The following is a 19434-nucleotide window of genomic DNA, read 5'->3' as shown; positions in this document are numbered from 1 at the left end:
ATTAAATAAAAAAACCCGCCGTATGGATACGGCGGGTTTTCTTATTTAATAGCTTAAATACGCTCTCCAGTTGTTGAGTTAAACAAGTGAACTGCACTTGGATTTGCAGTAACAGTGATTGTTTGACCTGCCTTTGGAGGATTCTTTGGATCCCAGCGAACAATGATCTGTGCGCCTTCATCTGTTGCATTAGCGAACTTAACATTTGTATCAGCTGGCTTTCCATAAACGAAAGCATCTGAACCTAGTTCTTCAACTACTTCAACCAAAACATGGAATCCCTCAGTTGATGGTGTGAAGCCTTCTGGGCGAACACCAACAGTTACTTCATTTCCAGCAGAGGCTGGAACTGCAAGTCCAAGATTTCCAAGCATTGCCTTGCCGCCCACGATTGGAGCGTTGAGCAAGTTCATGGCAGGAGAACCAATAAAGCCTGCAACGAAAGCATTTGCTGGGTTGTCATAGAGATTACGAGGTGTGTCTACTTGCTGGAGCAAGCCATCCTTAAGAACTGCAACACGATCACCCATAGTCATAGCTTCAACCTGGTCGTGTGTTACATAAACAGTTGTGATTCCTAAGCGACGCTGCAATGCAGCGATCTGTGTACGAGTTGCAACGCGCAACTTCGCATCAAGGTTTGATAGAGGTTCATCCATAAGGAAAACCTGAGGTTCGCGAACAATTGCGCGACCCATAGCAACGCGCTGACGCTGTCCACCTGAAAGAGCTTTTGGCTTGCGCTCTAGGTATGGTTCAAGGTCTAGCAACTTAGCTGCTTCAAGAACGCGGCGTTCACGTTCTTCTTTTGGAGTTCCAGCGATCTTTAGTGCGAAGCCCATATTTTCTGCAACTGTCATGTGTGGGTACAACGCATATGACTGGAATACCATCGCGATATCGCGATCTTTTGGTGCAACGTTTGTAACGTCGCGATCGCCGATCAAGATTCTTCCGTTATCGACTTCTTCAAGTCCTGCCAACATACGAAGTGATGTTGACTTACCGCAACCTGATGGGCCAACTAAAACCAAAAACTCACCGTCATTGACAGTGAGATTTAATTTATCGACTGCAGGTGCAGTTGTTCCTGGATAGATACGTGATGCGGCTTCGAAAACTACTGATGCCATGAGATTGCTCTCCTTCTCCGGGCAGGTACGTGCCCGACGGTCCGTGGATGAAGGTGATGGTCCGGGTGGACCAACGCACCGAAGGTTACGCGTAAAGGGGGAAATTGGCTAGACCGGCCCTTCGAGCATTGCCGTATAGTTAGAGACCTAATGGAGACTCACTCGGTCGGTACGTTACTTACAGATTTAGCCCTGATCGCTGGCCTTATTGTTCTGGCCTCATTCTTCGTAGCAGCTGAAATCGCCCTCATCTCACTTCGAGATAGCCAAGTCCGAGAAATTGCGACCCGTGGCAAACGTGGCGCTCGCGTTGCAGCCCTAGCCGCACACCCCAACCGATTGCTGGCTGCGGTTCAAATTGGCGTAACAGTCAGCGGCTTTCTCTCTGCCGCCCTTGGTGCTGATCAGCTAGGTGACTATGTCATTCCGTGGCTGGAGTCTCTAGGCATTTCCAACGCCTGGAGTACGACTATTTCTCTGCTGGGTGTCACTTTAGTGATTGCTTATTTCTCTTTAGTCTTTGGCGAGTTAGTTCCAAAGAGAGTGGCTCTATTTAGGGCTGAAGAGATTGCCTTGGCAACGGCTGGAATCATTAATGTCGTTGCCAACATTTTCCGCCCATTGATCTGGCTACTGTCAAAATCTACAGACATTGTTCTGCGCGCATTTGGCATCGATCCCAAAGAGGCTAGAAGCCAAATCTCTGAAGAAGAGTTATTGGATCTTGTATCTGGCCATGCCGCATTAAGTGATGAAGAACGAGACATTGTTGAAGAAGTCTTTAACGCCTCCGAGCGACAGATCCATGAAGTTATGGTCCCACGCACTGAAGTAGATTTCATGGATGTTTCATTAACTGTTGGCAAGGCTATTGATTTAGCGGTCGATAAAGCCCATTCTCGTTATCCAGTCATTCGGGGTTCTTCCGATGAAGTGATTGGCTTTATTCACGTGCGCGATTTACTAGATACCTCTTTGGCAACTAGAGAAAAAAAGATTATTGAACTAGTTCGATCCATAATCTTTTTGCCTGGAACAAAAGGAATTTTGCCTGCACTTTCTGAGATGCGTAAACAAGGCCAGCACGTTGCAATCGTTCTTGATGAATACGGTGGCACTGATGGCATTGTGACCTTGGAAGATTTAGTTGAGTGCTTAATCGGTGATATCAGAGATGAATATGATGAAGATGAGACTGATATTGCAATCGAATCTCGCACGGGTGATTTTGAGGTCGATGGCCTTATTTCAATTGAGGATTTAGTTGAGCAAACTAACCTAGAAGTTCCAGATGGTCCGTATGAAACAGCCAGCGGCTTTGTCATGCATCATTTGGGCCGAATTCCTAAGGAGCATGACGTAGTAGTGGTCGATGGAGTGCGAATTACAGTGCTTTCTATGGAAGGTAAGCGCGCTGGCCAGCTATTGATCTCTCGCAACGCATGATGTGTGAAAGAATTAGCGCATGAGCGCCAAGCGAGTTTTATCTGGAATCCAACCAACCAGTGATTCCTTCCACCTGGGTAACTACTTAGGCGCCGTTAAGCAATGGGTAGATTTACAAGATGGCCATGATGCCTTTTATTGCATTGTGGATTTGCATGCACTCACTGGCGAAATCGAACCTGCACTATTGCGAAAGCGGACATTGGCTTCTGCTGCCCAGTTAATTTCTCTAGGAATTTCACCAGAAAAGTCAACGCTATTTGTTCAGTCACAAGTTCCACAACACAATCAATTGGGTTGGCTCATGGAATGCATGGCTGGTTTTGGCGAAGCAAGTCGCATGACACAGTTCAAAGATAAATCTGCAAAGGGTGGGTCTGATTCTGCCCGGGTTGGACTTTTTACATACCCAATGTTGCAGGCAGCAGATATTTTGTTGTATCAAGCAAACTTAGTTCCAGTCGGTGAAGATCAGCGCCAGCACATTGAGTTAACACGTGATTTAGCAGGACGCTTTAATACTCGCTTTGGTCAGACTTTTACGATCCCAGAAAACTTTATTTTAAAAACTGCAGCTAAAATTCAAGACCTTCAAGATCCATCAGCCAAGATGAGTAAATCATCTGGCTCTGCTGCAGGCGTTTTGGAGTTAATGGATACCCCAGAATCAAATGCTAAGAAGATTAAGAGTGCGGCAACTGATGCTGGGCGCGAAGTGAAATTTGATGAAAAAGAAAAGCCTGGAATTAGTAATTTACTGACGATTCACAGTGCGCTCTCGGGCAAAACAATCCCAGCCTTAGAAGCTGAATTTGATGGCAAGGGATATGGCGACTTTAAAGGGGCTGTGGCTGAGGTTGTTGTTGAATATTTCCGACCGATTCGCGCAAAGGCAATTGATTTATTGAGCGATGAGAAGCACTTGCTTGATATTTTGCATGACGGGGCAACAAAAGCCCGTGTAGTGGCGTCACAAACCCTTGAAAAGGCCTATGAAAACCTGGGGATCGTTAAGTAACCCAGCAATAGCAGTATCAACTCCAGGTTGAGACTTATCCAAAACGTTACATGCCTCGCGCCTAATTCTGCTGGCGTGTGTTGAGTTTATTCATGCATAACTACTAGGCTCACTTATACACAGAGCTCCTATGTCAGCGTTTAGTTGGTGTAGGGGAGCCCCTTGAAGGAGGAAAATTGAAGAAAGTATTTCGTCTCGTAGCAGTTATCGCTGCAGCAGCTATTGCAGCAACTGCATTTGTTGCACCATCAGCTACTGCAGCATCAAAGGTAAAAGTTGGACTTGCTTATGACATCGGTGGCCGCGGAGACAAGTCTTTCAATGACTCTGCTGCAGCTGGTCTAGATGCTGCCAAGAAGAAGTTTGGTGTTACTGCTAAAGAAGTAACAGTTACAACTGGTTCAGATTCAGAGCGCGAAGACAAGCTCCGCTTGCTCGCTAAGGCTGGATACAACCCAATCATCGCAGTTGGTTTCCTATACGGAGGCCCAATTAAGGCTGTTGCATCTGATTATCCAAATGTTCAATTCGGAATTATCGATGATGCATCTGTAGATCTTCTCAATGTTGCATCACTTGTGTTCGCTGAAGAGCAAGGTTCATACCTAGCTGGCGTTGCAGCAGCACTTGGATCAAAATCAGGAAAGATCGGTTACATCGGCGGAGTTCGCACACCACTACTTCAGAAGTTTGAAGCAGGATTTGTTGCTGGTGTTAAGGCAACAAAGAAGTCTGCAACAGTTGACGCTAAGTACGTAACTGAGTTCCCTGATTTCTCTGGTTTCAATGACCCAGCTAAGTTAAAGGTTATTGCAAAGGGAATGATCGATAAGGGCGTAGATGTTATTTACTCAGCTGCTGGTGGTTCAGGTGCGGGTAACTTCGCAGCTGCACTAGATGCAGGAAAGGCTGGCAAGAAGGTTTGGACTATCGGAGTTGACTCTGATCAGTACCTATCAGCTACAGCTGCTGAGAAGAAGAACATGCTTACATCAATGATCAAGCGCGTTGACCGTGCTGTCTATGACGTAATCGCAACATCAGTTGCTGGTTCTTCAGTTAACGACGTTATCGATGCCAAGGCTGGTATCTACGGACGTCAATACAACTTGGCTCTAGATGGCGTTGGAGTTTCATACTCTGGCGGATACATCACCAAGTTCAAAGCTGCAATCGACAAGGCTGCAGCAGGAATCAAGTCTGGCAAGATTAAGGTTCCAACAAAGCCATAATCACAGATTAAATAGTGGCATTTGGCCCAACAATGGAGTTAAATCTCCTTGTTGGGCCAAATGTTTTTTAATTATCAACTCAAAGGAGAGTCATTAAGTGTCAGTAGCTGTTGAACTGCGACACATCTCCAAGCGTTTCCCAGGCGTAATCGCAAATAAAGACGTCTCAATGAAAGTTGAAACTGGAACTGTTCATGCCCTTGTTGGCGAAAACGGTGCAGGCAAGTCCACCGTTATGAAGATTTTGTATGGCATGCAACGCCCAGATGGTGGCGAGATTTTAGTCAATGGCCAGGCGATTAATTTCAAAAACCCTAACGATGCCATCGATGCCAGCATTGGAATGGTTCACCAGCACTTTATGTTGGCTGATAATTTCACAGTTTTGGAAAATATCATTTTAGGTGCTGAACCGAAACATGGAATTACGATTGATTTTGCTGCAGCTCGCAAGAAAGTTGCTGACATGTCTGCGGCTTATGGTTTAGATGTTGATCCAGATATTTTGGTGGAAGAGCTAGGCGTTGGGCAGCGCCAACGTGTTGAAATTTTGAAAGTTCTTTATCGTGGTGCTCGAATTTTGATTTTTGATGAGCCAACAGCGGTACTAGTTCCTCAGGAAGTAGATGACCTGTTCAATGCACTCAAAGGTCTGCGCGCCGAAGGAATGGCAATTATCTTTATCTCTCACAAACTTGATGAGGTATTGCGCGTTGCCGATGATGTGACTGTGGTGCGCGCCGGGTCAACTGTTGCCCAGGTGAAATCTAAAGATGTCACGGCAAGACAGTTAGCTGAACTCATGGTTGGCAGCGAACTTCCACAGCCAACTACTCATGGTGATACTCGCCGCCCTGAAGTGACACTTTCACTTAAGGATGTTTCGGTTCCTACTAAATCAGGTAGCCGCGATTTGATTTCTCACATCTCTTTTGACTTACAGGCTGGTGAAGTTATTGGCATAGCTGGAGTTGAGGGAAATGGCCAAGCTGAATTAGTTGAAGCGATTATGGGCTTGCGCGAATACACTGGCCAGGTTGAATTTAAAGGCGAAAATATAGATCACTACTCGGTGGCTCACCGCCATGATGCAGGTATTGGCTTGATTCCAGAGGATCGTCAGCGACAGGCATTAATGATGAATTCACCACTGTGGGAAAATAGAATTCTTGGACATCAAAGAAGTAAGCCCGTTATGCGTGGTTTTATATTAGATAAGAAAGCAACAATTGCAGATACTCGAGTAATCATGGATGAGTTTGATGTCCGCGCACCAGGACCACACACTTTGGCCACTGCGTTATCAGGTGGTAACCAACAAAAATTTATCGTAGGTCGTGAAATGAGTAAGGCCCCCGCACTTCTTGTTGCATCCCACCCAACACGTGGCGTGGATGTGGGTGCACAAGCGGCAATTTGGGATGAACTTCGCAGTGCGCGCGAAAAGGGAATGGCAATCGTATTAATCTCAGCTGACCTGGAAGAGCTCATTGGAATGTCTGATCGACTTTTGGTGATGCTGCGTGGTGTGATTACTGCAGAACTTAATCCTCAGAAGACAACTCCTGAGCAACTTGGTTCTGCGATGACTGGTGCACAATGAAAAAACCATCAACCTCAAAGGTACTTCTAGCAGTCGCAGCGCCGATAGCTGCAGCTGTTGTTTCAATTGTTGTCTCTAGCTTTGCAGTTTTAGCATCGAAAAAATCTCCGATGGATGCTTACAAGACTATGTGGGAGTTTGGTACACAAGCCGGCTCTTTACTTGAGGTTCTCAACATTGCAACCCCTTATTACATTGCAGCAATTGCGATCGCCGTAACTTTTAGAGCAGGTTTGTTTAATATTGGTATTGAAGGCCAACTGCGTTTAGGTGCCCTTTTCAGTGCATACCTGGCTGCTAAGTTTGTTTTACCACCCGTCCTTCACGTGCTGGCAGTCTTTTTGATTGCTATGACTGTTGGTGGCTTATGGGCTGCGATCGCTGCATATCTCAAGGTTAAGCGGGGTGTGAGCGAAGTTATCTCAACAATCATGTTGAACTCCCTCGCCGTAGGTTTAACCTCTTTTCTCTTCGCTCAATATTTTGCAGACATTGTTGAAGGCTCTAATAATTTAACAACCAAGGTTCTTCCACCCTCTGCGCACATTCCAGATTTGATGCCATTATTGAACAAATTAGGCGTAGAAGATCAACCTGGCGGCGGCGTTTATGGAATGTTGTTGGTCGCGATTGCACTTGGAATTGCTTTCTGGTTCATTGTTAACCGCACACGTTTTGGTTTTGAATTAAGAGCTTCCGGTGCCAACCCAATTGCAGCTCGTGTGAGCGGTGTAAATTCAAAGAAAATGACTTTTTTTGCTTTAGTTATTTCAGGTGCAATAGCTGGATTGGCTGGACTTCCAGATATTCTCGGTGACACTCATTCCTACACCATGGGATTTAGATCTGGAGTAGGGTTCACAGCTATTGCTGTAGCGCTACTAGGTCGAAATGGCGCAGTTGGAATGGCAATTAGCGCAGTATTGTTCGCTTTCCTTGAAGTGAGCTCACGTTCACTTGAGCTCATCGATATTGCTCCTGAGACTTATGTGATTATGCAAGGTTCTATTCTCCTTAGCTCAGTTATTGCCTATGAAGTTATTCGTCGCTACAAGATAACACTGCAGAGTAAAGAACTAGCAAAGGTGGCGGCAGCATGAAAACTAAAGCAACCAAACTCTTACTTAACGCAACACTCGTTTTACTTATCATTTCGATAATTCGCTTGATTACTGGTGCAAGTGACTTAACTAGTGTTGGAACTGCATCCGCAGCGCTTCTGCTCTCAGTCCCAATTGTTTTAGCAGGACTAGGTGGTTTATTTTCTGAACGCGCAGGAGTTGTAAACATCGGTCTTGAAGGCATGATGATTCTTGGTGCTTGGGCTGGTGGATTTATTGGTTCTAAACATGGTCCGTGGCTGGGCTTGGCAGCTGCAATTTTCTTTGGAGCAGTGGGTGCACTTGTGCACGCAATTGCAACAATTTCTTTCGGTGTAGATCATGTGGTCTCTGGTGTTGCTATCAACATCATCGCCGCTGGATTAGTTCGCTATCTTTCAACAATCCTTTACCAAGGTGGATCGTGGCCAGGGCCATCGCAATCACCAGATGTTGGCCCAATCTCAAACAATGGATTGCCTGTACTTTCAGGTGGAACTTACTTTGGTTGGAAGAGCCCTGATATTTTGACGCCAATCGCTGAAAAACAATGGTTTTTCATCTCTGACGTAGCATCAATTCTTCGTGGTTTCACCGGAGATCTTTCCTATGTAACTGCAATTGCAGTAGCAATAGTTCCAATCTCGTTCTTTATTCTTTGGAAAACATCATTCGGGCTTCGACTACGCAGCGCTGGTGAGGCACCAATTGCCGCTGAATCACTAGGTGTAAATGTTTACCTCATGAAGTATTCAGGTGTTCTCATCTCAGGCGGTTTGGCTGGATTAGGTGGTGGATTCTTAGCAATTGTTGCGGCAAACCACTATCAAGAAAATCAGGTAGCCGGACGAGGATATATCGGTCTTGCCGCATTACTCTTTGGAAATTATCGCCCAGGTGGAATTTTGATGGGTGCTGGTTTATTTGGATTCGCTGATGCGCTGCAGTTACGCGATTCAGCGGCAATCCATGCCCTTATTCTTTTAATTGTTGTAACTCTTGCCTACCTTGTTTATCGCGATGTGCGCAAGGGCAAGTTAGTTTCTGCAGCGATTAGTGGTGTTATGTCAGCTGGATTCCTATGGTTCTACTTGGCAGTCGATGAACTTCCAGGTCAATTAGTAACAATGACTCCATATATTGCAACTCTTCTTGTTCTATCCCTTGCATCACAGCGACTTCGAATGCCAGCAGCTGACGGTATTCCATACCGTCGTGGTGGAATGTAATGAAGGCTATAGATTGGGATGCGTTGCACAATGCTGCAGTTGCAGCAATGAAAACGGCCTATGCTCCTTATTCAAAGTTTCCAGTTGGTGTTGCTGCGCTAGTAGATGATGGACGCATAGTCTCTGGATGTAATGTTGAAAATGCCAGTTATGGCTTAGGACTTTGTGCAGAGTGTGGTTTAGTTTCAAACCTCATTGCAACAGGCGGAGGTCGTTTAGTTGCGATCTCATGCGTTGATGGACAGGGAAATCACTTGGCACCATGTGGGCGTTGTCGCCAACTGTTGTTCGAGCATGGTGGATCGAATGCACTCTTGATGACCGATGATGGACCTCAGACAATGGCTGCAATGTTGCCTTGGGCTTTTGGTCCTGATGATTTAGACCGCAACGAGCGCTAAATGTCGCAGGTTGAGGCTTTCTCAGCAGCGGAAGTAATCGCTGCAAAACGTGATCGGCATTCATTAACTGATCCACAAATTGATTGGGTGATTGACGCATACACCCGCGGCGCAGTTGCCGATGAGCAAATGTCTGCACTATTAATGGCAATCTTGCTTAACGGCATGGAATCTCGTGAAATTTCTCGTTGGACTGATGCAATGATCAATAGCGGTGAGCGCATGAGCTGGTCAGCATTGTCGCGACCAACAGTGGATAAGCACTCAACAGGTGGAGTGGGAGACAAAATTACTTTGCCTCTTGCGCCACTAGTTGCTGCCTGCGGTGCTGCTGTCCCACAACTTTCTGGTCGAGGTCTTGGCCACACGGGCGGAACTTTAGATAAGTTGGAATCTATTCCTGGTTGGCGAGCCTCACTATCAAATGAAGAGATGCTTAAAGTTTTGCAAGATTGCGGAGCAGTAATTTGTGCAGCAGGAGCAGGGCTAGCTCCGGCAGATAAGAAGTTGTATGCACTGCGTGATGTGACTGCGACAGTGGAGGCTATTCCACTCATTGCATCATCGATTATGAGTAAGAAGATTGCTGAAGGAACGAGTGCACTAGTACTTGATGTTAAGACTGGTGCTGGCGCATTCATGAGTGATCCTGAGAAGGCTAAAGAGTTAGCTCATGTAATGGTGGGTCTTGGAAAACGTGCTGGCGTGAAAACAATTGCACTTGTAACGGCTATGGATATTCCATTGGGACTAACTGCAGGAAATGCTTTAGAGGTGCGTGAATCTGTCGAAGTTTTAGCAGGTGGAGGTCCATCAGATATCGTCGAACTCACTGTTCTACTTGCGCGAGAGATGTTAGAGACAGTTGGAATCACAAACGTTGATCCAGCTGAAATGTTAAAAAATGGAAAAGCAATGGATGTGTGGCGCCAGATGATTAGCGCCCAAGGCGGAGATCCCGATGCAAAGCTTCCAACTGCAAAAGAGAATTTAACTGTTACTGCCCAATCAAGTGGAACGATTCTTTCAATGGATGCAATGAAAGTGGGACTGGCTGCTTGGCGCTTAGGTGCAGGCCGATCACGCCAAGGCGAAGCAGTTCAGGCTGGGGCTGGGATAGAAATTCACTCAAAACCAGGCGATGTTGTGGCCGCAGGAGCACCGCTGTATACATTGCACACTGATACGCCAGCAGCTTTTGCCCGTGCGCAAGAATCACTAACTAATTCAGTAACTATCGGCGATTTACCAAAAGATGGAAAAATCGATAGATTGCCACTAGTAGTCGAGCGAATTACGGATTGAGAGCTTTAAGGTGAGTCTTACAAGTAAACCATCACCAGCCCAGATTAAGCGCGTCCCAAAAGTACTGCTACATGATCACTTAGATGGTGGATTACGTCCTCAAACAATTATTGATATTGCACAAGAAATTGGTTACACCGCACTTCCAACTCATGATGCTCTCGAGCTTGCAACATGGTTCCGTGAATCATGTGATTCAGGTTCACTAGTTCGCTACCTAGACACTTTTTCCCACACTATTGCAGTGATGCAGCGACGTGAAGACATTATTCGAGTTGCTCGTGAGTGCGCATTGGATTTAGCACGAGATGGTGTTGTTTATGCTGAAGTTCGCGGTGCACCAGAACTCTTTACTGAAAAAGGTTTGTCGATGGCCGATGTTGTTGATGCAACAATTGAAGGTTACAAGCAAGGAATGGCAGAGGCAAAAGCTGAAGGTCATGAGATTCAGGTCTTCTCGTTGCTCTGCGGAATGCGCCAAAACAAACTCTCTCAAGAAGTTGCAGAGCTAGTAGTTAAGTATCGCGACAAAGGTGTTGTTGGATTCGATATTGCTGGCCCAGAAGATGGCTTTCCACCAAGTGATCAGAAAGAATCTTTTGATTACTTGCGTAAAGAAGATGCTCACTTCACAATTCACGCAGGTGAGGCATACGGACTTCCTTCTATTTGGGAGGCAATTCAACTCTGTGGTGCTGAACGCTTAGGTCATGGTGTTCGAATCATTGATGACATTGATTTCTCAGGCCCTGAGCCAAAGTTAGGTCAACTAGCTTCATACGTTCGTGATCGCAGAATTCCACTTGAACTATGCCCAACATCAAATCTTCAAACAGGTGCGGCAAAGAGTTATGCCGAGCACCCAATCGGGGCCTTGGCCCGCTTGCGCTTTAGAGTCACACTCAATACAGATAATCGCTTAATGAGCCAAACTTCTATGTCATTTGAGATGGAAGAAGCAGTAAAAGCTTTTGGTTGGGATTTTGCAGAGCTACAGCGCATCACCATTAATGCGATGAAAAGCGCGTTTATTCCATATCCAGAGCGCTTAAAGATCATTGATGGGGTCATCAAACCCGGCTATGCGAAAATCTCTGCTGAGTAATGATTGATTTCAATAACCCCACTTTTGTTGCTAATCCATACGAGCAGTTAAAAGAACTTCGCGAATTTGGCAAGCCCGTCTGGCACGAGGGAATGCAGATATTTTTAGCTGCTCGCCATAGCGATGCAAACGACGTATTTAGAAATAAGTCATTAGGCCGTATTTTCACAGATAAGAAGCCAGATTTTGAATGGGAAACATTCAACTGGCTTCACTCCGATTCGATATTAGATAGCGAACCTCCTAAGCACACACGCCTTCGTTCCTTAGTTGCAAAAGCTTTCAATCGAAACAAGATAGAAGGTATGCGACCTGTCGTTGAACGCATCACGCAACAATTATTGGATGCCATAGACGAGAAGGTTAAATCAGGAGAGAACTTCGACTTGATTGCAGAATATGCAGAACCGTTACCTGTGAAAATTATTGCTGACTTATTGGGCTTTCCAGAATCTGAAGAGCACTTATTGCGTCCATGGTCACAGTCAATTGTGAAGATGTATGAAGTCAATCCATCCGAGCAGTATCAAATGGAAGCCAAAATAGCAGCAGCCGAATTTGCTGAATATGTGCGCTCTTTGGCTGAACACCGTAAGAAGAATCCTGGTCAAGATCTCATCACTGATTTAGCAATGGTTGAAGAAAATGGGGAAAAGCTCAACTCTCATGAACTAGTGGCAACGTGTGTGCTTCTACTCAATGCCGGGCATGAAGCAAGTGTGAATGCATTTGGAAATGGAATGGTTGCAGCTCTTGAGCGCCCAGATCAAGCCGAGCTTCTACGCAAAAACTCACGAGCAATAACTGATACAGCCCTTGAAGAATTCATGCGATTTGATGCCCCGCTTCACTTATTTGAGCGCACGGCAACAGTTGATACGGAGCTGGGAGGCGTAAAGATAGAGAGGGGGCAGAAGATTGCGGCCCTGATTGGTTCTGCTAATCGTGATTCTGCAGTGTTTGAGCGTGCTGATGAAATGGATTTAACTCGTGATCCAAACCCACATATTGGTTTCGGAGCAGGAATTCATTTTTGTTTGGGCACACCTCTTGCTCGCCTAGAAATGAGCGTCTCACTTCCAGCGCTGTGGGAGAAGTATCCAAATATGCGATTAGCTGGGGATCCAGTGCGCAGACCTACATTTGTTTTACGAGGTTATGAAAGCGTGTCAATCTCTGCTTGAGAAGGATATGAGGATTGCGCACCTTTTCGCGTGACACTCATAGATGCAACTTTAACTCCTAACTTCATCGCATCTTCTGGATTCTTTCCACTGGCTAAGCCGAAAGCAAAAACGCCAACAAATGCATCACCTGCACCAGTGGTGTCTACGGGATTAACTTTTGGAGCACTCACTCGAGTGAGGTTTCCTTCGGAAGTAATTAACACAGCACCTTCAGATCCTAAAGTCACAATTGAATTCTTACCCGGTCTAAATTTCTTAAGTACTTCATCACTTGTTGGGTCTTGACCAAGGAGTTCTTTGAATTCAGTTTCATTAGGAATAATCCAGTCGGTCACTGCAAATAGTTCTTCACTTAGTGGTTGGTATGGTGCTGGATTTAGGATTGTTACACAACCTCGCTTTTTAGCGGCAGAAAATGCAGCCAGAGTCACTTCTTGTTTTATTTCACATTGTGCAACAACGACCGCTAAGCCTGCGATTGACTCGATAGCTTCAATAGCCTTTTTAGATTCAATCTCATGATTGGCACCAGGAATAATTATGATTCTATTTTCACCATTGGCATCGACCCAGATATGTGCCACACCATTTGGAGTATCACTACGCTCTACATATTCTGAATCAATACCAAGCTTTTTGAAATTTTCAGCAATTGAGTCACCGAATAGATCTCGTCCTAGCTTTCCAACAAAGTGAACTTCGGCTCCGCAATGGGCGGCAATTACGGCTTGATTAGCTCCTTTACCGCCAAAACCAGTAGTAAATAGATCACCTTCTAAGGTTTGCCCAGGAGCCGGAATCACTGTGGCATAGGCAGTTAAATCAATCATTGCACTGCCTACTACCGCTATAACTGCTTTGCTCATACCGCTAGGCTATCGCTTATGGAAAAAACTTCAATCATTCTTGATGTTGATACCGGCGTTGATGATGCCTTTGCAGTCCTATTTGCCGCAATGCATCCAGCAATCAACTTACTTGGAGTTACCTGCGTGGATGGCAACACAAATGTTGACCAGGTTATTGCCAACACTTTGAAAGTTTTAGATGCAGCCGGTGCAGGAGATATTCCAGTTGCTAGAGGCGCTGTTCGTCCGCTACTTGGTAAATCAGAGTATGCCGAATATGTGCATGGCGCAGATGGAATGGGTGATCTTGGGATTACGCCCTCTCATCGAAAAGTTGATTCTCGCTCTGCCATTGAACTCCTTCGCGATTTAATTGAAGAATCAAAAGAGCCAGTAACTCTTGTTCCAATTGCTCCGCTTACAAACATTGCTTTGTTTTTGCGAGCGTTTCCAGAAACTGCCAAGAAACTACATCGAATTGTTTTAATGGGCGGATCAGCATCTGCCGGTAATGCAACAGCTGCAGCCGAATTCAATGTTTGGCACGATCCTGAAGCAGCCGCAATCGTTTTCCAAAGCGGTGTTCCAATAACTATGTATGGACTTGATGTTTTCATGCGTCCAGGTGCAACAAGTGAGAATGCAGCAAAGCTACTCAAATCATCTGATCCTGCTCCACAGTTTGCTGCAACGCTTATTCAAGCATTTATTGAGCGCCTGCATGTCTCTCCCATTACTTTGGGCGACTATGGGGCAGTTGCATGTGTGATTCATCCAGAGCTATTTACAACTGAAGTCTTTGACGTTGTTGTCGACACATCCCAAGGCCCTGCGCGCGGTCAAACTATCTGTGATCGTAGAGCACCATTTCTAAAGTCCATCGAACCTAATGATTTAACTGATTCTGCTGCAGTCCGAGTTGTTCTAGATTTAGATGTAGAAGCAGTTGAGCAGTTGTGGTTTAAAACCATTGATAAAGGCTGGCTATAGCCCTATTGGGTGCCAGACCGTCTTGTTTTCCATGAATGCCAGAATGCGTCCAGGATCAGCGCTCTTGAAGCTATAGATTCTCTTTAGGTTTTCAGTTCCAGCTGTTTTAACGTCTGCATGCTTTTTAGCACCTAAACCTGAGATATCTAAGCCATCAATATCCATGTGTGAAGCCATCCATGGGGTGATTTCATCTTTCTTTCCAGTCAAAATATTAATTACTCCAGCTGGAACATCACTTGTTGCAATCACTTCAGCAAAGCTCATCGCAGAAAGTGGAGCTTTGGTACTAGCAAGAACAACCACGGTGTTACCACCAACAATGATTGGTGCAATTGAATCAATTAAACCAAGCAAAGAAGGCGTCTCTGGAGCAATCGCTGCAATCACGCCCATGCTTTCTGGGATTGTGAAGTTGTAATAAGGACCAGCAACAGGGTTGAGAGCACCTGAAAGTGAAGAGATCTTGTCGCTCCATCCCGCATACCAAACGAGTCGATCTACAGAATCTGTTACTTCTTTCTCAGCTTTGGCTTTTGATACACCAGTGACTGTGACAATCTCATCCACAAACTGCGCGCGACGACCTTCAAGCATTTCTGCAAGTCGGTAAAGAATTTGTCCCTTGTTATATGCAGTTGCTTTGTTCCATCCATGTTGGGCTGCACGAGCTGCTACAACTGCATCCTTTAAGTCTTTACGAGATGCTAGGCATGGGTTTGCAATGAATACACCTTTAGCGTTCTTAACTTCATAGGTGCGACCAGATTCTGTGCGAGGGAACGCCCCATTAATAAATAGTTTGTAGGTCCTTTTCACATCAATTCGATTACTCATGTGAGACTCCCTTCAAATACGCAGATAAACCATGTCGTCCGCCTTCACGACCCCAACCAGATTCCTTGTATCCACCAAATGGGGAAGTAGGATCAAATTTATTGAAGGTATTTGCCCAGATCACACCAGCACGGAGTTGCTGAGATGCCCATAAGACCTTGGATCCCTTTTCACTCCAGATACCCGCAGAGAGTCCAAAAGGAGTGTTATTGGCTTTATCTATAGCTTCCTGAGGTGTTCTAAAAGTTAATACTGAAAGCACTGGACCGAAGATTTCTTCGCGTGCAATGCGGTGGGCTTGAGTCACACCAGTAAAGATTGTTGGTGCAAACCAGAAGCCCTTGCCTGGCAAATCACATGGCGCACTCCAACGCTCAGCGCCTTCAGAATCTCCGGCAGCAGTAAGTTCACGAATCTTTAATAGTTGTTCCTTGCTGTTAATGGCTCCCAAATCAGTGTTCTTATCCATGGGATCACCGACACGAATCTTAGCCATTCTATTTTTTAGCTTCTCAATAACTTCATCAGCAATACTCTCTTGAAGAATTAAGCGCGAACCAGCACAGCAGACATGGCCTTGATTAAAGAAAATTCCATTAACAATACCTTCTACGCTCTCATCAATTGCTGCATCTTCAAAGATGATATTGGCAGCTTTTCCACCAAGTTCTAAAGTTACACTCTTATTGGTAGTAGCAACAGCTCGAGCAATTATCTTGCCAACCTCAGTAGATCCAGTAAATGCAATCTTGTCGATTCCAGGGTGATTAACAATGAGTGCACCAGTTGAACCATCACCAGTTACGATGTTTACAACACCTGCTGGAAGTTCTGCCTGGTGACATACTTCGGCAAATAAAAGTGCGGTGAGTGAAGTTGTTTCAGCTGGCTTTAATACAACAGTGTTTCCAGCAGCAAGTGCCGGTGCAACCTTCCACGCCAACATCAATAATGGGAAGTTCCAAGGAATAATCTGTCCTGCAACACCATGAGCTTTAGGTGTTGTTCCAAGACCTGCATATTCAAGCTTGTCAGCCCAGCCTGCGTGATAAAAGAAGTGTGCGGCAGCAAGTGGAACATCAACATCGCGTGATTCACGAATCGGCTTACCGTTATCTAGGGTCTCAAGAACTGCGAACTCACGTGAGCGCTCTTGCATGATGCGGGCGATACGAAACAGGTACTTTCCACGCTCTTTGCCAGACATTTTTGACCACGTAGTTGTGTATGCCTTGCGTGCAGCCTTTACAGCAGCATCAACATCAGCTTTTCCGGCTAGTGAAATTTGAGATAGAACTTCTTCAGTTGCTGGGTTGATTGTGGGGAAGTGCTTACTTCCTGCAACAAACTTTCCGCCGATGAAGTGGCCATACTTAGGCTTGATCGTAACGAGGGCGCGTGACTCTGGAGCCGGCGCGTATTCAAAAGACAATTTTTCCTCCATTAGTCGATCGTCACGTACTGAGGGCTAGCGTAGTAGCCATCATCCATTTTCATGCGTTGCATTAACAAATCATTAAGCAGAGCACTTGCTCCGATACGAAATAGTGAAGGCTTGAGCCACTCTGGCCCTGCAGTCTCATTAACTAGGACTAGCTGCTTAATGGCATCTTTTGTGTTTCTGATACCACCGGCTGGTTTCACACCAATTCGCACCTGGGTCATTGCATAAAAATCTCTCACCGCTTCAAGCATCACAAGAACAACAGGGGCGGTAGCAGCTGGTGCCACTTTGCCTGTGGAAGTTTTAATGAAATCTGCTCCAGCAGCCATTGCCAAGAAGGAAGCTTTACGAACATTGTCATAAGTAACAAGCTCGCCTGTCTCAAAGATAACTTTCAAATGGGCCTTAGTGCCACAAACTTCACGAATTTTTACAATCTCATCAAAGACTTCGATGTATCGTCCTGAGAGAAATGCGCCCCGGTCAATGACCATATCTATTTCAGATGCACCAACATCGACGGCATCTTTTGTATCTTGAATCTTTACTGCCATTGATGCACGACCAGAAGGAAAAGCAGTTGAAACAGCCGCCACACCAACATGTTGGCCGCCAATAAGATCTAAATGTGTGCGGGCAATTTCAACCATATCGTTGTAAACACACACTGCGCCAACACTTGGGACCGTTGAATCTGTTGGATCAGGACGAACCGCTTTTGTGCACAGCGCCTTAACTTTTCCAGGAGTATCTGCTCCTTCTAGAGTTGTTAGATCCACCATGGTGATTGCAGTGTCGATTGCCCAGCGCTTAGAAGTTGTCTTAATGCTGCGAGTAGCAAGCATGGCTGCACGAGCATCTGCACCAACTTGGTCAACCCCTGATAGCGAACCCAAATATTTTTTTAGGGAGGCTTCAGTACCATCGACTAAACCATAAAAACTCACGATAGCAATTCCTTCAGTGGGGCTCGTAACTGATCCAGAACTGTTTGCGCAGTTGCAGAATCCTTTGCAATTGCCTCAATGTAACACTTCATCTTTGCTTCTGTGCCACTTGGACGAATGATGATTCGAATTCCACCATCTAGCCAAATACGCAAACCATCAGTGGGAGGCAAACCATCACTTGGATTAGCGAGGTCATCAATAGATGTAACTGAACGGCCAGCAATTTCCTTAGGGGAATTGCTGCGCAAACCTCCCATGATCACACCCACTTGCGAAAGATCTGTCAGGCGAATGGAGATTTGTTCAGTTGCATGGAAGCCATGACGAGCCCAAACTTCATCGAGTAAATCAAGAAGTGTTTTGTTTTCGGCCGCTAAATCAGTGGCGATCTGAGCTAGTTTGATTGCAGCAGAGATTCCATCCTTATCGTTAACTGTTATTGCATCAACGGCATATCCCAAGGCTTCTTCGTAGCCAAAAGTTAATCCATCAATTTTTGCTAACCACTTAAAGCCGGTGAGCGTTTCTTTGAACTCAAGTTTGTAGTGGGCAGCAATCTTGCTCAGAATTGATGATGAAACAATCGAGTTTGCGAGGATGCCCTTACTTGTTGTTCGGGCGATGGTTTCACCAAGGATTACACCTAACTCATCCCCACGTAGCATTCTCCAGCCTTTATTTGGATCCTTAACTGCAGCAGCGCAGCGGTCTGCATCTGGATCATTAGCAATCACTAAATCAGCATCAAATGTACGTGCTGTCTCGAGAGCTAAATCAATTGCACCTGGCTCTTCGGGGTTAGGAAATGCAACAGTTGGAAAATCTGGATCTGGTTGTGCTTGTGCATCCACAAGAATAGGTTGAGGAAAACCTGCTTTATGAAAAACATGTTGAAGAGTCTGGGTCCCAACACCATGCATAGCCGTATAAACAATTTTTAGGTTTCCAGGACGTTGGGCAAGAGCAGCGGTAATCCCGACATATTTGTGAACAACTTCTTCACCAAGAACTGTCCATTCTTTGCCACGGGGTTGCGAGGCAAGAGAAGTAATCGAATCAATCTTTTTGGCGATTGATTCATCTGTTGGAGAGATTATTTGTGATCCACGATAATGAATTCCATCAACGGTGCCACCTAAATAAACTTTGTATCCGTTATCTTGCGGTGGATTATGGCTTGCAGTGACCATGATTCCCACATCGCATTTCAATTCATTGGTTGCAAAAGCTAATACTGGCGTTGGAAGCGGGCGGGGCAAGATATATACCTTCATGCCGGCACCACTCATAATTTCAGCGGTTTCAAAGGTAAAATCTTCTGAGCCATAACGAGCATCGCGACCAATCACTACGGAAGTTAAATTCCGCTCTTTCATATAAGCGACTAATCCTGCTGCAGTACGACCAACTACTGCGCGATTCATACCAGAGGGCCCTGGGCGAATAGGACCGCGTAATCCAGCAGTTCCGAACTGCAAAAAGCCGTTAAATGATGCGCGTAGTTCTACTTCATTTTTGGAATCGAGCCATTGCTGTAATTGGGCAGCAGTCTTTGGATCTGGATCATCAGCAATCCATGCTTGAACTTCTTGAGTCAGATCCATGT

Annotated in this window: 17 protein-coding genes; 11 read left to right on the top strand and 6 right to left on the bottom strand. The window is 45.5% G+C overall.

Annotated features, from left to right (window positions below; genetic code table 11):
• Nucleotides 1–53 precede the first annotated feature (53 nt).
• Nucleotides 54–1133 carry an ABC transporter ATP-binding protein gene (locus tag A7sIIA15_RS05845; protein WP_095658073.1) on the bottom strand — a complete coding sequence of 360 codons (1080 nt, stop codon included), beginning with the start codon at nt 1131–1133 and terminating at the stop codon, nt 54–56.
• Nucleotides 1134–1283: 150 nt separating this feature from the next.
• Between A7sIIA15_RS05845 and A7sIIA15_RS05840 the strand changes: the two genes are divergently transcribed.
• From A7sIIA15_RS05840 to A7sIIA15_RS05795, 10 genes are all read left to right on the top strand, one after another.
• Nucleotides 1284–2579, top strand: a complete 1296-nt coding sequence (locus A7sIIA15_RS05840; protein ID WP_095686211.1) for a hemolysin family protein — start codon at nt 1284–1286, stop codon at nt 2577–2579.
• Nucleotides 2580–2598: 19 nt separating this feature from the next.
• Nucleotides 2599–3597 (top strand): tryptophan--tRNA ligase, encoded by a 999-nt coding sequence (gene trpS / locus A7sIIA15_RS05835; protein ID WP_095686210.1) that lies wholly within the window; start codon nt 2599–2601, stop codon nt 3595–3597.
• Nucleotides 3598–3773: 176 nt separating this feature from the next.
• Nucleotides 3774–4829: a BMP family lipoprotein gene (locus tag A7sIIA15_RS05830; RefSeq protein ID WP_095686209.1), complete on the top strand. Its 1056-nt coding sequence runs from the start codon at nt 3774–3776 to the stop codon at nt 4827–4829.
• A 97-nt stretch (nt 4830–4926) separates the two neighbouring features.
• On the top strand, nt 4927–6432 hold the full coding sequence (locus A7sIIA15_RS05825; protein ID WP_095686208.1) for an ABC transporter ATP-binding protein: 1506 nt from the start codon (nt 4927–4929) through the stop codon (nt 6430–6432).
• Entirely contained in the window at nt 6429–7532 is a 1104-nt protein-coding gene (locus A7sIIA15_RS05820; RefSeq protein ID WP_095686207.1) for an ABC transporter permease, read from the top strand. Before A7sIIA15_RS05825 ends, A7sIIA15_RS05820 begins: the two co-directional genes overlap by 4 nt.
• The gene (locus tag A7sIIA15_RS05815; protein ID WP_095686206.1) at nt 7529–8761 is read left to right on the top strand and encodes an ABC transporter permease; all 1233 of its coding nucleotides are present in this window, start codon (nt 7529–7531) and stop codon (nt 8759–8761) included. The genes A7sIIA15_RS05820 and A7sIIA15_RS05815 overlap by 4 nt, the downstream gene beginning before the upstream one ends.
• A complete protein-coding gene (locus A7sIIA15_RS05810; RefSeq protein ID WP_095686205.1) occupies nt 8761–9162 on the top strand; it encodes a cytidine deaminase in 402 nt (133 codons plus the stop codon). Before A7sIIA15_RS05815 ends, A7sIIA15_RS05810 begins: the two co-directional genes overlap by 1 nt.
• Nucleotides 9163–10467: a thymidine phosphorylase gene (locus A7sIIA15_RS05805; protein ID WP_095686204.1), complete on the top strand. Its 1305-nt coding sequence runs from the start codon at nt 9163–9165 to the stop codon at nt 10465–10467. It abuts the gene before it with no gap.
• Nucleotides 10468–10477: 10 nt separating this feature from the next.
• Nucleotides 10478–11572 carry an adenosine deaminase gene (locus A7sIIA15_RS05800; RefSeq protein ID WP_095686203.1) on the top strand — a complete coding sequence of 365 codons (1095 nt, stop codon included), beginning with the start codon at nt 10478–10480 and terminating at the stop codon, nt 11570–11572.
• Nucleotides 11572–12756 carry a cytochrome P450 gene (locus tag A7sIIA15_RS05795; protein WP_095686202.1) on the top strand — a complete coding sequence of 395 codons (1185 nt, stop codon included), beginning with the start codon at nt 11572–11574 and terminating at the stop codon, nt 12754–12756. The genes A7sIIA15_RS05800 and A7sIIA15_RS05795 overlap by 1 nt, the downstream gene beginning before the upstream one ends.
• On the opposite strand, the gene rbsK is transcribed toward A7sIIA15_RS05795, so the two are convergent.
• On the bottom strand, nt 12729–13625 hold the full coding sequence (gene rbsK / locus A7sIIA15_RS05790; protein ID WP_095686201.1) for a ribokinase: 897 nt from the start codon (nt 13623–13625) through the stop codon (nt 12729–12731). The two genes, A7sIIA15_RS05795 and rbsK, sit on opposite strands and share 28 nt — an antisense overlap.
• A gap of 18 nt (nt 13626–13643) precedes the next feature.
• Here rbsK and A7sIIA15_RS05785 point away from each other — a divergent pair, with 18 nt between their 5' ends.
• Nucleotides 13644–14597, top strand: coding sequence for a nucleoside hydrolase (locus A7sIIA15_RS05785; RefSeq protein ID WP_095686200.1), 954 nt, complete (start codon nt 13644–13646; stop codon nt 14595–14597).
• Here the strand turns inward: A7sIIA15_RS05785 and A7sIIA15_RS05780 are convergent.
• From A7sIIA15_RS05780 to A7sIIA15_RS05765, 4 genes are read right to left on the bottom strand one after another with little or no spacing between them, the layout of a single operon-like run.
• Entirely contained in the window at nt 14592–15434 is an 843-nt protein-coding gene (locus tag A7sIIA15_RS05780) for an aldehyde dehydrogenase family protein (protein WP_095686199.1), read from the bottom strand. The two genes, A7sIIA15_RS05785 and A7sIIA15_RS05780, sit on opposite strands and share 6 nt — an antisense overlap.
• Nucleotides 15427–16878 (bottom strand): aldehyde dehydrogenase family protein, encoded by a 1452-nt coding sequence (locus tag A7sIIA15_RS05775; RefSeq protein ID WP_095686198.1) that lies wholly within the window; start codon nt 16876–16878, stop codon nt 15427–15429. Before A7sIIA15_RS05775 ends, A7sIIA15_RS05780 begins: the two co-directional genes overlap by 8 nt.
• On the bottom strand, nt 16878–17825 hold the full coding sequence (gene deoC, locus A7sIIA15_RS05770) for a deoxyribose-phosphate aldolase (protein ID WP_095686197.1): 948 nt from the start codon (nt 17823–17825) through the stop codon (nt 16878–16880). Before deoC ends, A7sIIA15_RS05775 begins: the two co-directional genes overlap by 1 nt.
• A complete protein-coding gene (locus A7sIIA15_RS05765; RefSeq protein ID WP_095686196.1) occupies nt 17822–19432 on the bottom strand; it encodes a phospho-sugar mutase in 1611 nt (536 codons plus the stop codon). The genes deoC and A7sIIA15_RS05765 overlap by 4 nt, the downstream gene beginning before the upstream one ends.
• Nucleotides 19433–19434 lie beyond the last annotated feature (2 nt).

The sequence above is a fragment of the Candidatus Planktophila vernalis genome, from assembly GCF_002288185.1.
Classification (GTDB): domain Bacteria; phylum Actinomycetota; class Actinomycetes; order Nanopelagicales; family Nanopelagicaceae; genus Planktophila; species Planktophila vernalis.
This window is presented reverse-complemented; position numbering and strand designations above follow the sequence as displayed.

Bases quoted from the DNA above. Each gene is read 5' to 3' on its own strand.
- A7sIIA15_RS05820 (WP_095686207.1), top strand. From the start codon at position 6,429: ATGAAAAAACCATCAACCTCAAAGGTACTTCTAGCAGTCGCAGCGCCG.
- A7sIIA15_RS05810 (WP_095686205.1), top strand. From the start codon at position 8,761: ATGAAGGCTATAGATTGGGATGCGTTGCACAATGCTGCAGTTGCAGCA.
- A7sIIA15_RS05840 (WP_095686211.1), top strand. From the start codon at position 1,284: ATGGAGACTCACTCGGTCGGTACGTTACTTACAGATTTAGCCCTGATC.
- A7sIIA15_RS05815 (WP_095686206.1), top strand. From the start codon at position 7,529: ATGAAAACTAAAGCAACCAAACTCTTACTTAACGCAACACTCGTTTTA.
- A7sIIA15_RS05780 (WP_095686199.1), bottom strand. From the start codon at position 15,434: ATGAGTAATCGAATTGATGTGAAAAGGACCTACAAACTATTTATTAAT.
- A7sIIA15_RS05845 (WP_095658073.1), bottom strand. From the start codon at position 1,133: ATGGCATCAGTAGTTTTCGAAGCCGCATCACGTATCTATCCAGGAACA.
- A7sIIA15_RS05765 (WP_095686196.1), bottom strand. From the start codon at position 19,432: ATGGATCTGACTCAAGAAGTTCAAGCATGGATTGCTGATGATCCAGAT.
- A7sIIA15_RS05795 (WP_095686202.1), top strand. From the start codon at position 11,572: ATGATTGATTTCAATAACCCCACTTTTGTTGCTAATCCATACGAGCAG.
- rbsK (WP_095686201.1), bottom strand. From the start codon at position 13,625: ATGAGCAAAGCAGTTATAGCGGTAGTAGGCAGTGCAATGATTGATTTA.
- trpS (WP_095686210.1), top strand. From the start codon at position 2,599: ATGAGCGCCAAGCGAGTTTTATCTGGAATCCAACCAACCAGTGATTCC.
- A7sIIA15_RS05805 (WP_095686204.1), top strand. From the start codon at position 9,163: ATGTCGCAGGTTGAGGCTTTCTCAGCAGCGGAAGTAATCGCTGCAAAA.
- A7sIIA15_RS05775 (WP_095686198.1), bottom strand. From the start codon at position 16,878: ATGGAGGAAAAATTGTCTTTTGAATACGCGCCGGCTCCAGAGTCACGC.
- A7sIIA15_RS05785 (WP_095686200.1), top strand. From the start codon at position 13,644: ATGGAAAAAACTTCAATCATTCTTGATGTTGATACCGGCGTTGATGAT.